The organism is Serratia sp. JKS296 (assembly GCF_900215445.1).
Lineage (GTDB): Bacteria > Pseudomonadota > Gammaproteobacteria > Enterobacterales > Enterobacteriaceae > Serratia > Serratia marcescens.
The window spans coordinates 3,313,237-3,325,868 of the sequence record NZ_OCMX01000001.1 but is presented as its reverse complement, the minus strand read 5'-3'; the positions used below and the strand labels follow the sequence as shown (position 1 = coordinate 3,325,868).

At 63.8% G+C, this 12,632-nt stretch carries 10 protein-coding genes; 2 read left to right on the top strand and 8 right to left on the bottom strand.

What is annotated here, in order from left to right:
* Positions 1–5: 5 nt before the first annotated feature.
* Complete coding sequence (locus CRO23_RS15900) at positions 6–1,487, bottom strand: DUF3300 domain-containing protein (protein WP_097102447.1); 1,482 nt, start codon at positions 1,485–1,487, stop codon at positions 6–8.
* Positions 1,488–1,674: 187 nt separating this feature from the next.
* Between CRO23_RS15900 and CRO23_RS15895 the strand changes: the two genes are divergently transcribed.
* Positions 1,675–2,511, top strand: coding sequence for an N-acetylmuramoyl-L-alanine amidase (locus CRO23_RS15895; RefSeq protein ID WP_097102445.1), 837 nt, complete (start codon positions 1,675–1,677; stop codon positions 2,509–2,511).
* Here the strand turns inward: CRO23_RS15895 and CRO23_RS15890 are convergent, their stop codons facing one another.
* Both CRO23_RS15890 and CRO23_RS15885 read right to left on the bottom strand, forming a co-directional pair.
* The gene (locus CRO23_RS15890; protein WP_004928393.1) at positions 2,512–3,522 is read right to left on the bottom strand and encodes an NAD-dependent epimerase/dehydratase family protein; all 1,011 of its coding nucleotides are present in this window, start codon (positions 3,520–3,522) and stop codon (positions 2,512–2,514) included.
* Between the two features lie 158 nt (positions 3,523–3,680).
* Positions 3,681–5,120: a DUF2867 domain-containing protein gene (locus CRO23_RS15885; RefSeq protein WP_079449452.1), complete on the bottom strand. Its 1,440-nt coding sequence runs from the start codon at positions 5,118–5,120 to the stop codon at positions 3,681–3,683.
* Positions 5,121–5,270: 150 nt separating this feature from the next.
* On the opposite strand from CRO23_RS15885, the gene CRO23_RS15880 reads away from it, so the two are divergent.
* Entirely contained in the window at positions 5,271–5,618 is a 348-nt protein-coding gene (locus CRO23_RS15880; protein WP_028127981.1) for a DUF1294 domain-containing protein, read from the top strand.
* Positions 5,619–5,647: 29 nt separating this feature from the next.
* Here the strand turns inward: CRO23_RS15880 and ltaE are convergent, their stop codons facing one another.
* The 5 genes from ltaE to CRO23_RS15850 form a co-directional block, all read right to left on the bottom strand.
* The gene (gene ltaE / locus CRO23_RS15875; protein WP_016928343.1) at positions 5,648–6,664 is read right to left on the bottom strand and encodes a low-specificity L-threonine aldolase; all 1,017 of its coding nucleotides are present in this window, start codon (positions 6,662–6,664) and stop codon (positions 5,648–5,650) included.
* 244 nt (positions 6,665–6,908) lie between these two features.
* Positions 6,909–8,630, bottom strand: coding sequence for a ubiquinone-dependent pyruvate dehydrogenase (gene poxB, locus CRO23_RS15865; RefSeq protein ID WP_097102443.1), 1,722 nt, complete (start codon positions 8,628–8,630; stop codon positions 6,909–6,911).
* A 201-nt stretch (positions 8,631–8,831) separates the two neighbouring features.
* A complete protein-coding gene (gene hcr / locus CRO23_RS15860) occupies positions 8,832–9,833 on the bottom strand; it encodes an NADH oxidoreductase (protein ID WP_097102441.1) in 1,002 nt (333 codons plus the stop codon).
* Positions 9,834–9,889: 56 nt separating this feature from the next.
* Entirely contained in the window at positions 9,890–11,539 is a 1,650-nt protein-coding gene (gene hcp / locus CRO23_RS15855; RefSeq protein ID WP_097102439.1) for a hydroxylamine reductase, read from the bottom strand.
* 178 nt (positions 11,540–11,717) lie between these two features.
* A complete protein-coding gene (locus tag CRO23_RS15850; protein ID WP_004928363.1) occupies positions 11,718–12,614 on the bottom strand; it encodes a lysine exporter LysO family protein in 897 nt (298 codons plus the stop codon).
* Positions 12,615–12,632: the final 18 nt, after the last annotated feature.

Here is a 12,632-nt window from a genome sequence, read left to right as displayed (position 1 = left end):
TAGGTTCATCCCACCTTGTGCTGCTCGGCGATCGGGCGGTGTTCCTGCGGTTTCACCGGCGCCGGCGCTTGGCGATGCGGCATTGGCTGAACGGACGGCTGGTGGATCTGCGGCGCCGGGGCAGGATGCGGCATGATGCGCGCTTGCGGCACCGGTGCCGGGCGCACTAACGCCGGATGCAGCGTTGCGGCCGGTTCGCGCGCCCCGGGCTGAACGACGTGCGGCACTATCTGAACCTGGGGGTGCACGGCGGATGGATGCACCGGCGCAGCATGCACGGCCATCGGCTCCTGCGCGTGGGGCGCCGCCGGCGCGGTATGCGTGAACGTCGGCATGCTCCTCGGTTGTTGCACATGGGGCGCGTTGGCCGACTGTTGCACGTGCGGCGCGGCCGCTACCGGCTGGGTGTGCGCAAAGGTCGGCAGGGTCATCGGCGCATGGGCCGCAGGCGCGACACGCGGCTGCGCGTTAGGCGTCGGCGGGTTGAAATACGGCGTCGGTGCGGCGGTCGTATTGTTGTAGTTATTCACTGTATGGATGCTGCGATTCACATTGTTCACGTTGTTATATTGGTTGATGTTGGTGACGCGATTCACCACGGTGGTGGAATGCGATACGTAGGGCGCATCGCGGTAGACCACCGGTTGGCGTCGATCGTCCCAGCGCATATCCCAGCTGTGCCAGCCGCTGTTGTGCTGATTGAACAATGAGGCGACCGCAATGCCGACACCGAAGCTGATCACGCCGGCCGCCAACATGTCGCCGCCGCTGTAGCCCGAAGGTTGATACCGATAGCTCGGATAAGCTGGGATCGGCGTGCCGTAGGCCACCCAGGGATCGTAATGCGGGACGTAAACCGTATCCGGCTGGCTGGGTTCGATGACGATGGTTTCGCCCGGCGCCGCCACCACGCGCTGGCGATAGGGCTGCTGCTCAACGTAACGGGTGGTGGGGGCCACGACGATGCGCTGCTGCGGGGTGTTTTTCAGCGTGCCTTGGCTGGCCGCCCGTTGACGCATCACCTGAATGGCGTTCATCACGTCGGTGGGATCGTTCAGGTAGGCGCTGCCCAGGGCGGTGGTCCAGGGGATGTTTTTCGCCATTTGATCGAGCACGTCAGGGAATTGCACCAGGCCGCGCACGCTGGGATCCCAAGGCTGAGCGTCGGCCGCTGAGCTGAGCGCCGCCGGTTGCAACCCGCGGTTTTGCGCCAGCCAGGCATCCGCGGCGCTGATTTGGTCAGGATAACCCGCGCCGGCCAACACCTGCGCCAGCAGCTTGTCGGGGAACAGCGCCACCGGGCTGACCAACTGGTACAGCTGGTCGGCGGTCAGCGGCGTATAGGCCGGCGCGCTCACATTGGCGGCGGATGCAGCCGAGGGCGGCGCGCTCCCGCCCATCGCATCGGCGACTTTTTGCCGATCGCAGCCGCTGAGCGGCAGCATGGCGGCACAGAGCAACCAGGACAGATAGCGTGGCGTGAACATGTTCGACTCCGCTCTTTCAGCGCAGATGATACTTTGAGACTATCATGGGCGGGAAAGGCCGCCAGCCGGGAGCAACACTCGCTTGCACATCGGCGTTGTCTGTCATTATTTCTCGACGAACGTGATGATTGGATACAGGTCAATCGCGTCGCGTTACATCTCTCACGGACGCCAATCAGGAGGATAAGTGAAAATTTGGCCAGGGATCATCGCCGCCGCGCTGTTGGCGGGGTGCCAAAATCCGCAACAGGACACGCTCGTCGATCGCGGCGCTTACCAGCTCGAGACGCTGCACCAGGCGCAGGGCGCCGATCGGCGCATTCGCTTTTTGGTGATGCACTATACGGCGGAAGACTTCCATTCATCGCTGAAAACGCTGACCGATGAACACGTCAGCGCGCACTACCTGTTGCCGGCGCATCCGCAGCGCGAACACGGCAAACCGACGGTGTACCGGCTGGTGCCGGAAGCGATGCGCGCCTGGCATGCCGGCGCCAGCGCCTGGCGCGGCCGCAGCAACCTCAACGACACCTCGATCGGCATCGAAATCGTCAACAAGGGGTTCACCCGCAGCATGCTGTTCACCCATTGGCAGCCTTATACGGCGGAGCAGATCGCCGTGCTGATCCCGCTGAGCCGTGACATCATCCAACGCTATGGCATCCAGCCGCAGGACGTGGTGGGGCACAGCGACATCGCGCCGCAGCGCAAACAGGATCCCGGCCCGCTGTTCCCCTGGCGGCAGCTGGCGCAGGCCGGCATCGGCGCCTGGCCGGACGAACGAGACGTGCAGCGTTTGCTGGCGGGGCGCGATCGCCATGCGCCGGTGCCGATGATGCCGCTGCTCGATAAGCTGGCGCGTTACGGCTACGCGGTTGATGCGTCATGGGATGCGCGGCAGCAGCGCAATGTGCTGGCGGCGTTTCAGATGCATTTCCGGCCCGACGATGTGCGCGGTGAGCCGGATGCAGAGAGTGAGGCGATTATCGATGCGCTGCTGGTGAAGTACGGCGCGTGGCGTTGATTACAGGCCGTGCAGTTTGCCGTGATCTTTCAGCCAGCGGGCGGTGCGCGCGATGCCTTCTTCCAGCGAGACGATCGGCTGATAGCCCAGCTCTTGCTGCGCGCGAGTGGTATCGAGCGTGAGGTCGAAGTTGAGTTTGGCGACGCCGTAGTGGGTCAACACCGGCTCCTTTTCGCTTTTGCTGCCCAGGCGCTCCATGCCGCGCGCCATCATGTCGAGCATCGGGTAGGGGACGGAGCGGATGCGACACTTCATGCCCAAATCGTCGATCAGCTGCTGCACCACGGTGCGAAGCGGACGCGGCTGCTGGTTGGTGATGTTGTAGGCGCGGCCGGACGGCGTGTCTTCTTTTAGCGTCGCCAGCCACATGGCGTGCACCGCGTTCTCCAGGTAAGTCATGTCCACCATCGCCGCGCCGCCGCGCGGCAGCAGCAGGTTGCCGTAGCGTTTGATCATTTGCAGCAGCCGCGGCAGCATCACCTTGTCGTGCGGCCCGAACAATCCCTGCGGGCGCAGAATGGTGAAATGGGTCTGCGGATTGGACAGCGCCAACTGCTGGATCACCTGCTCGCCGGCGGCCTTGCTGCGCGCGAACTCATTGGCGTAGCGCTGCGGGCGGAAGTCTTCGGTTACGTTGCGGTGATGGTGGTAATCGAAATAGATCGCCGGGGAAGAGATGTGAATGAACTGCGCCACGCCATAGGCCGCCGCCCATTCGCCGAGGCGGCGGGTGGCGCGGACGTTGGCCAGTTCGAAGGCTTCTTCGGTGCCCCAGGGCGAGGTAAAGCTGGAACAGTGCCACAGCACGTCGACGTCCGCCAGCATCGCCTTGGCCTGCGAAGAGATCAGGTTGGTGAGATCGGCATGAATGAACTCCGCGCCCATTTTTTCCAGCAGGCCGCCCATCGCCTGGTTGCGGCCGGTGGCGCGCACTTTGATGCCCTGACGGCGCAGATATTCAACGGCGTTACGGCCTAACCCACTGGTGGCACCGGTGACCAATACCTTCATAACGGACTCTATTCTCACCCAAAATCGGAATACCGGCGGGCGCTTGCGGCGCTCCCAGCAAATAAGATGCCATTCTTCCGTGATTTCGTGCGCTATGCAATCGGAAAGCCCCGAAGCACAGCGGCAAACTGTGCGGTTGATCGACAAATGAACGGCGTTCAGCGCTGTTGGCGGTCCAGGTTCTCGGCAAGCTCGGCGATGCGCTTCGCCATGCCGCGGAAAATGAACAGATGCGCGGGCATCATGGCGAACCAATACAGCAGCCCGCTGAAGCCGGCCGGATGCCACCAAGCGCGCACGTCCAGCGTGCGGCGATCGCCGCGATCGGTAATGGTGAAGCTCAATCGCCCCAGCCCTGGCGCCTTCATGCCGAACAGCAGCGCCAGTTGCCGCAGCGGTTTCAGCGTGATGACTTTCCAGCCGTCGATTTCGTCACCCAGCGCCAGGGTCGCGCGCGCCGGGCGGCCATAGACCACGCCGTTGCCGATCATGTCGTCCATGCGGGCGCGGATCCGCCACAGGATATTGGCGTAGAAATAGCCTTCTTCACCTCCCAGTTGCTGCACCGTTTGCCACAGCGCCTGGCTGCTGGCGGCGGTATTCAGCGCGCAACCGGCCTGTTTCGGGTAGTAGCCGTAGCCGGGGCGCCAGCGGGCCCGCGCTGCCGGATCGTAGCCCCAGTCGGCGGAATCGACCACCTCCAGTTCGCGCTGCAGCGTGGCGGTGACCGCCTGATCAAAAGTGTGCAGACGCTGCGGGATCAAGGCTTGCAGCGGCCGGCCGTCGGCGGGCAGATCGTGCTTCAGCCCCTGGATCAGCGCGCGGGCGATCGGCGTTGGCACCGAGGTGATCAGGCTGATGAACCACACCGAAATCAGCCGCGTCGGCAAGGGGATCGGGATCAGCCAGCGCCGTTTGCCGCTGATGGCGATAAAGCGTTGGAACATGTCCTGATAGCTGAGGTATTCCGGCCCGGCGACGTCGAAGATGCGGTGTTCCTCCGCCGGGTGCGCCAGCAGATCGGCCAGGTAAACCAGCAGGTTCTCCAGCGCCACCGGCGACGACTTCGAGCGCACCCAGCGCGGCGGCGTCAGCACCGGCAGGTTATAGACCATGTCGCGCATCACTTCGAACGCCGCCGAGCCGGGGCCGACGATGATGCCGGCGCGCAGCTCGGTCACCGGCACGCCGCTCTGGCGCAAGATCTCGCCGGTCAGGCGGCGGGCCTCCAGGTGCGGCGAACTGTCGTCGTTCGGCTGCAGCGCGCCGAGAAAGATCACCTGCTTGACGCCGGCATTGCGCAGCGCGTCGCGCAGATTTTCCGCCGCCTGGCGCTCCTTCTCGATAAAGTCGTCGCCGTCGCCCATCGCGTGCACCAGATAGTACAGCGTATCTATCTCCCACAGCGCCGCGCTCAGGGTGTCCGGGCGGTGCAGATCGACATACAGGCAGTTGACCTGCGGCCAGTTCTGCGCCTGCAGCCACTCGATGCGCCGCGCGGCGGCGGTAATCTGGTGCCCCTGTTCGATCAGGTGCGGGATCAGGTTCTGGCCTATATAGCCGCTGGCTCCAAGAACCAGTACGCGTTGGGGTGTCATCGGGCCGCCTTGTGCGGTGAAAGAATCGCAGAACGACAGGATGCCAAATTCAGGGTTTAAATGCACATTTTGTATGGGTATAAGCCGGTTGCATCCGCCGCGGCGCAGGTTCACACTACGCGCCCCTTATCGCACGAAAAAACGAATGCCATGAAGCTCAATGTGATTTGTTACGCCCTGCTGGGCCTGGCGCTGATCGCCAGTTTTTTCTCGCCGCATCCGGTGTGGATGGGGTTGCTGCTGGCGAACCTGCTGACGTTTCTGATCTACGGCGGCGATAAGCTGGCGGCGCGCAAGGGATGGCGACGAGTGCCGGAGGCGACGCTGTTGCTGTTCGGCGCGCTGGGCGGGTGGTTGGGCGCGCTGCTGGCGCAGCAGCTGTTTCGCCACAAAACCCAGAAACAGCCGTTTAAAACCTGGTTCATCCTCAGCGTGGCGCTCAATCTGGCGGCGGTGCTGGGGCTGTGGTATTGGGTTTACGGCCGCTGGATCTTCTGATTGCGGGGCGCGGCCTGCGCCCCTGGCGATCAGGCGTGCTGCTGAAGAAACTCCCGCCACAGTTCGACCACCCGCTGCAGATCCTGACGGCTGACGTCGAGGTGGGTCAGAATGCGCGTCAGCGGGCCACTGCTGATCAGCACGCCGCGTTCGCGCATCCACGGACCGAATTTGGCCGCCAGCGCCGGCGGTTGGCGCAGGTACAGCACGTTGGTCTGCGCGCCGGGAGCGGCGATCTCCACGCCGATCTGCCGCAGCTGTTGCTCCAGCCAGACCGCGTTGTCATGGTCTTCGCGCAGCCGCGCAACGTTATGCTCCAGCGCGTAGAGGCCGGCCGCCGCCAGGATGCCGGCCTGACGCAGCCCGCCGCCGGTCATCTTGCGCCAGCGCAGCGCGCGCTGAATGAAGGCCTCACTGCCGCACAGCAGCGATCCGACCGGCGCGCCCAACCCTTTCGACAGGCAAATGGTGAAGGTGTCGCAGTATTGCACGATCTCTTTCAGCGGCAGGTTCAGCGCCACGGCGGCGTTGAAGATGCGCGCGCCGTCGATATGCAGCGCCAGCTGCCGCTCGCGGGTAAACTGCCACGCCTGCTGCAGGTAGGCCTGCGGCAGGACTCGGCCGCTGATGGTGTTTTCCAGGCTCAGCAGCCGGGTGCGGGCGAAGTGGATATCGTCGGGTTTGATGGCGGCGGCGAGCTTGTCCAGCGGCAGCGTGCCGTCGGCGTCGGCCTCGATCGGCTGCGGCTGAATGCTGCCCAGCACCGCTGCGCCGCCGGCTTCGTATTTGTAGTTGTGCGCCTGCTGGCCGACCAGGTATTCATCGCCGCGCTGGCAGTGGCTCAGCAGCGCCACCAGGTTGGCCTGGGTGCCGCTGGGCAGAAACAATGCCGCTTCTTTGCCTGACAGGCGCACCGCCTCGGCCTCCAGCGCGTTGACCGTCGGGTCATCGCCGTAGACGTCGTCGCCGACCTCTGCCTGAGCCATCGCCTGGCGCATGGCGGCGCTGGGGCGGGTGACGGTGTCGCTGCGTAGATCGATAAGCATAGGGTTCCTTTTAATCCCCCTTTATCTTTCAAGCCGCAGCGTTGTTGGCTGCACAGGAGACCCCCAGTCACTGACGTGAGTCAGCGCTTGGGGATTCACCTGCCGGCCGCCCGGTTGCAACTTGAAATCTATTGGGGATGGCAATAATGAATTGAAGGAGTAAACGGTTTCCATCATAGCCCGATTCTTTTTGAGCCACAGATAAAAATCCCGGATATGGCGCTTCCCTATCCGGGAAATACGGCTAGCGCAGCCAGTTGGTTTTCGCCAGTTCGACCACTTCGTCGCCGCGGCCGTTGATGATGGCGCGCAGCATGTACAGGCTGAAGCCTTTCGCCTGTTCGAACTTGATCTGCGGCGGCATCGCCAGCTCTTGCTTGGCGGTGACCACATCCAGCAGCGCCGGGCCGGGGTGCGCCAACATCTCCTGCAGCGCGCCGTCCAGATCGGAGGCTTTTTCCACGCGGATGCCCTTGATGCCGGCGGCGTTGGCGATCGCCGCGAAGTCCGGATTATGCAGATCGGTGCCGTCGGTCAGGTAGCCGCCGGCCTTCATCTCCATCGCCACGAACCCCAGCACGCTGTTGTTGAACACCACGATTTTCACCGGCAATTTGAGCTGCGCCAGCGACAGGAAATCCCCCATCAGCATGGTGAAGCCACCGTCGCCGCACATGGCGATCACCTGTTTATCCGGCGCGGTGGCCTGAGCGCCGATCGCCTGCGGCATGGCGTTGGCCATCGAACCGTGGTTGAACGAACCGAGCAGGCGGCGCTTGCCGTTCATTTTCACGTAGCGGGCGGCCCACACCGTCGGCGTGCCGACGTCGCAGGTGAAGATGGCGTCGTCGCTGGCATAGTGGCTGAGCTGCTGCGCCAGATATTGCGGGTGGATCGGCTGGTCGTCGTTAGCGGTCGCCAGCCCGTCGAGATCCTTGCGCGCGTTGCGGTAATGCTCCAGCGCCTTGTCGAGGAACGCCCGGTCGCGCTTCGGTTCCAGCTGCGGCAGCAGGGCGGTGAGGGTGGTGTGGATATCGCCCACCAGCGCCATATTGACCGGGCAGTGCGCGCCGATGCTGCCGGGGTTGATGTCGATCTGAATGATGTTGGCGTTGGTGGGGTAGAACGCGCGATAGGGGAACTGGGTGCCGAGCAGCACCAGCGTGTCGGCGTTCATCATCGCGTGGTAGCCGGAAGAGAAACCGATCAGCCCGGTCATGCCGACGCTGTAGGGGTTGTCCCATTCGATATGCTCTTTACCGCGCAGCGCGTGCACCACCGGCGCCTGCAGCAGCTCGGCCAGCTTGACCACTTCATCGTGCGCGCCGGCGCAGCCGCTGCCGCACATCAGGGTGATGTTCTTCGCCTTGTTCAGCGTTTTCGCCAGCTTGTTCAGCTCGCTCATCGGCGGCTGCACCAGCGGCAGCGCCGGGGTATGCCAGGTCAGGGGCGCGTCTTCCGGCGCCATGCGCAGCGCCACGTCGCCCGGCAAGACCACCACCGAGACGCCGCGATTGAGGATCGCCTTGCGCATGGCGATCTCCAGCACGCGCGGCAGCTGTTCCGGGTTGGAGACCAGTTCGCAATAGTGGCTGCATTCGCGGAACAGCTCCTGCGGATGGGTTTCCTGGAAGTAGCCGCTGCCGATTTCGCTGGAAGGGATATGCGCGGCGATCGCCAGCACCGGCACATGGTTGCGGTGGCAGTCGAACAGGCCGTTGATCAGGTGCAGGTTGCCGGGGCCGCAGGAACCGGCGCACACCGCCAACTGGCCGGTAAGCTGGGCTTCGGCGCCGGCGGCGAAGGCGGCCACCTCTTCATGGCGGGTGCCCAGCCATTCGATGGTGCCCATGCGGTGCAGGCTGTCGCTCAGGCCGTTGAGCGAATCGCCGGTCACGCCCCAAATGCGTTTTACGCCGGCTTGATCCAGCGTTTTGGCGATCAGTGTGGCTACGGTTTGCTTCATGGTTCCCCCAAACAAGGTTTGAAAAACGATGTGTACTCGATCCGGTGAGTGGCAGCAGAACAACTGCAAGCATAGCTTACCGGCGGTGGACGAGATGCGGTCAGGAAGGGTAAAGAGCGTAGGACGGGGAAAAGTGTAACCGGGCCGGCCGCGGGGAGCTTGCCGATAAATGCCCCATCGAGGTGATGGGGCTATAGGGGCTCACGCCAATGTGACGTCGCCCTGCAGCCGGCAACTGCAGGCCAGCACGTAGCCCTGCGCGATTTCTTCCGCGCTCAGCGTCATGGTGCTGGTGGTGGTGTAGTCGCCCTCGAGGATGCGGGTTTTGCACGAGCCGCACACCCCGGCGCGGCAGGCGGCGTTGACCGGCAGGGCATGGGCCTCCATCGCCGCCAGCAGCGTGCTGCCGACCGGTACGCGGAATTCGCGCAGCGGGCGGGCGGCGCGCAGCGTCAGCCCTTCGGTGGCGTCGGCCTGCGCCGTCGGCGTGTGGAACAGCTCTTTATGGAAACACTCGGCCGGCACGCCGAGCCGGCGGCAAAGCAGCTCCACCTGATCCATGTAGGGCGCGGGGCCGCAGGTCATCACCGTGCGTTCGGCGATATCCGGCGCCGCCTGCCGTAGCGTCTGCTCATTGATGCGGCCGCTGAGGTAGCCGGGTTGCAGATCCTGCTCGGCCATCAGCGTCAGGCGCAGCTGCGGATGGGCGGCGCACAGCGCGCGCCATTGAGCGGCGAAAATCGTGTCGGCGGGGGTGCGCACGTTAACGATCGCGGCGATATCGCAGGTTGGACGGTTGGCGGTCAGCCAGCGGCACATCGAGACGATCGGCGTCACGCCGCAGCCGGCGGCCAGCATCAGATAACGATCGGCCGGGTGACGCTCGCAGCTGAACTCGCCCTGTGCGTCGGACAGCCACAGCGTGTTGCCGGGCTTGACCTCTTGCGTCAGCCAGCGCGATCCGGCGCCGTCCGGCAGGCAGCGCACGCTGATGCTGAGAAAGCGGCTCTGGCCAGGCGAGGAGGAGAGCGTATAGGCGCGCAGCGTCTCCTCGCTGTTGCGGATGCTGACCAGCGCGAACTGGCCGGCCTGGTAAGGATAGAAAACGTCGCAGATCAGGTTCAGCGTCCAGACGTCGGCGGTTTCACGCTGGATGGAATGCACCTGCATGCGGTTCGGGCAAAGCGGAGTGGGTTTAGTCATCGGGGCACCTCAAAAAACAAAGGGGCCGGCGCAGGCGGCCCCATAACGTAACGGCATCAGGCGAGCAGCGCTGCTATATCCTGCTCGACGGTGGTGATCGGACGCAGGCCGAATTTCTCGTTGAGGATCGCCATCAGATTGTCGGTCAGGAAGCCCGGCGCGGTCGGGCCGGTGACGATGTTTTTCACCCCCAGCGACAGCAGCGTCAGCAGAATGACGATCGCCTTCTGTTCAAACCACGACAGCACCAGACTCAGCGGCAGCTCGTTGACGCTGCAGCCGAGCGTGTCCGCCAGCTTGACCGCCAGCATGATGGCGGAGTAGGCGTCGTTGCACTGGCCGACGTCCAGCAGGCGCGGCAACCCCTCCAGCGTGCCGAAGTCCAGCTTGTTGAAACGGTACTTGCCGCAGGCCAGCGTCATGATCAGGCAGTCTTGCGGCACGGTGCGGGCGAAGTCGGTGAAGTAGCTGCGCTCGTCGCGGCTGCCGTCGCAGCCGCCGACCAGGAAGACGTGGCGCAGTTTTTTCTGCGACACCAGATCGATCACCGTATCGGCGGCGTTCAGCAGCGTCTGGCGGCCGAAGCCGACGGTGATCAGGTGCTCGATCTCGGTATAAGGGAAACCGTTCATGCCCTGGGCCTGGCGGATCACGGCGCCGAAGTCGTCGCCTTCCAGATGATTGACACCCGGCCAGCCGACGATGCTGCGGGTCCAGATGCGATCGCCGTAGTTGCCGACGTTAGGATCGATGATGCAGTTGGAGGTCATCACGATCGGGCCGGGGAATTTGGCGAATTCCGTCTGCTGGTTCTGCCAGCCGCTGCCGTAGTTGCCCACCAGATGCTTGAATTTTTTCAGTTCCGGATAGCCGTGCGCCGGCAGCATTTCACCGTGGGTGTAGACGTTGACGTTTTGTCCTTCGGTTTGCTCGAGCAGCATGCGCAGATCTTTCAGATCGTGCCCGGAAATCAGGATGGCTTTCCCGGCCACCGGGCGCACGTTGACCGCGCTGGGCTGCGGATCGCCGTAGGCCTGGGTTTCACCGCGATCGAGGATCGCCATCACGTTGAAGTTCATCTTGCCGATGCCCATGGCGTTGTTCAGCAGGGTGTCGACGTCGCGCGGCCGGGTGCCGAGCCAGGCCATGAAAGCGTGGTAGTCGGCATAGAGTTGCTCGTCGAACTGGCCGAGCACGTGCGCGTGTTCCATATAGGCCGCCGCGCCTTTCAGGCCATACAGGCACAGCAGGCGCAAACCGTGTACGTCGTCGCCGACCTCGGCCTTGTCGCTGTTGAGGGCAAACTGCGCCGCCTGTTGCAGCAGCGCAGGCATATCGTCACCGGCCAGCTGCAGGACCGCCATCGGGTGATCGACGCGCACGCCGGCATCCAGCAACCGGCAACGGGCGGCCAGCGAGTCGCGCAGCAGCAGAGTTTCCCGCGCGTAGCCGATGATGCGCTGGGAATCGAAGTTGACGTTGGTCAGGGTGGAGAAGAAGGCGCGCGGGGCGAAGCTGTCGATCTCGTGGTCGACGATGCCCAGCGAACGCGCCTGCAACGCCCAGGCGGAGAGGCCCTGCAGCGCCGCCACCAGCAGATCCTGCAGGTCGGAGGTTTCCGCCGTTTTGCCGCACATGCCCTGAGCATACGCGCAGCCGTTGCCTGCCGGGGTACGGATGGTTTGTTCACATTGCACACAGAACATAGTCGCTTCCTTTTATTTTAAAGTTGCATTTGTAATGCTTGTTTAAAAGCATAGATCGGCGATCGGGGTTGCAAAAGGCTTTTGTGCGACTACTGCGGGCAAGTTTGATTTAGCGCAATTTTGCCGTGCGGATGGGAATTATTACGCTTTGGGGGCCGGGGGCCCCCAGGGGAAAGGATCAGGAGAACAGGGCGATCAGCACCGGCGCCAGCAGGCTCAGCAGGAAGCCGTGGACGATGGCGGGGGGCACCATGTCCAGTCCGCCGCTGCGCTGCAGCACCGGCAAGGTGAAGTCCATCGAGGTGGCGCCGCACAGGCCGAGGGCGGTGGAGCGGCTGCGGCGCACCAGCGTCGGGATCAGCATGATCGCCACCAGCTCGCGCGCCAGATCGTTGAAGAACGCGGCGCTGCCCATCACCGGGCCATAGGCGTCGGTGATCAGAATGCCGGACAGCGAGTACCAGCCGAAGCCGGAGGCCATCGCCAGCCCGGCCTTGACCGGCAGCCCCAGCAGCTGCGCCGCCAGCGCGCCGCCGGCCAGCGACGCGACGGTCACCACCAACGCCACCAGCGTGCCGCGGCGGTTGAGCACGATCTGGCGCAGCGTCATGCCGCTGTTGCGCAGCTGAATGCCGACCAGCAACAGCAGGAAGATCAGCGCATATTCGCTGCCTTTATGGGCGAACTGCAGCCATTGCCACTGCGTCAGGCCGAGCAGGAAGCCGCCGAGCACCACGCCGCACAGCTTGAGCGACTCCAGCGCCATGTGCACGCGCGAAGGCAGCTTTTCCTGTTTATGGCTGCTGCGCCACGGCATGCGCCGCTCCAGCAGCGCCAGCAACAGCAGATTGGCGCAGAGAATGCAGAAGAAGAACACCGCGCTGTACTGGAAGATCAGCACCAGGTTGCTGCTGAGATCTTCCATAAACGCCAGGCTGATGCCCATGAAAAACAGGATCACGTACACCATCCAACTGAGCAGCCGGTTGATCAGCACCAGCAGCGGGCGATGGCGTAAGGGAATGAGGTAACCGACAATCAGCGGTAACAGAATAATCAACAGTCCTGAGTACATGGTGCAGCTTGTGTCCTT

Coding starts and splice junctions, on each gene's coding strand:
- CRO23_RS15900 (WP_097102447.1), bottom strand. CDS start 1,487: ATGTTCACGCCACGCTATCTGTCCTGGTTGCTCTGTGCCGCCATGCTG.
- CRO23_RS15890 (WP_004928393.1), bottom strand. CDS start 3,522: ATGAAGGTATTGGTCACCGGTGCCACCAGTGGGTTAGGCCGTAACGCC.
- CRO23_RS15885 (WP_079449452.1), bottom strand. CDS start 5,120: ATGACACCCCAACGCGTACTGGTTCTTGGAGCCAGCGGCTATATAGGC.
- CRO23_RS15880 (WP_028127981.1), top strand. CDS start 5,271: ATGAAGCTCAATGTGATTTGTTACGCCCTGCTGGGCCTGGCGCTGATC.
- ltaE (WP_016928343.1), bottom strand. CDS start 6,664: ATGCTTATCGATCTACGCAGCGACACCGTCACCCGCCCCAGCGCCGCC.
- poxB (WP_097102443.1), bottom strand. CDS start 8,630: ATGAAGCAAACCGTAGCCACACTGATCGCCAAAACGCTGGATCAAGCC.
- hcr (WP_097102441.1), bottom strand. CDS start 9,833: ATGACTAAACCCACTCCGCTTTGCCCGAACCGCATGCAGGTGCATTCC.
- hcp (WP_097102439.1), bottom strand. CDS start 11,539: ATGTTCTGTGTGCAATGTGAACAAACCATCCGTACCCCGGCAGGCAAC.
- CRO23_RS15850 (WP_004928363.1), bottom strand. CDS start 12,614: ATGTACTCAGGACTGTTGATTATTCTGTTACCGCTGATTGTCGGTTAC.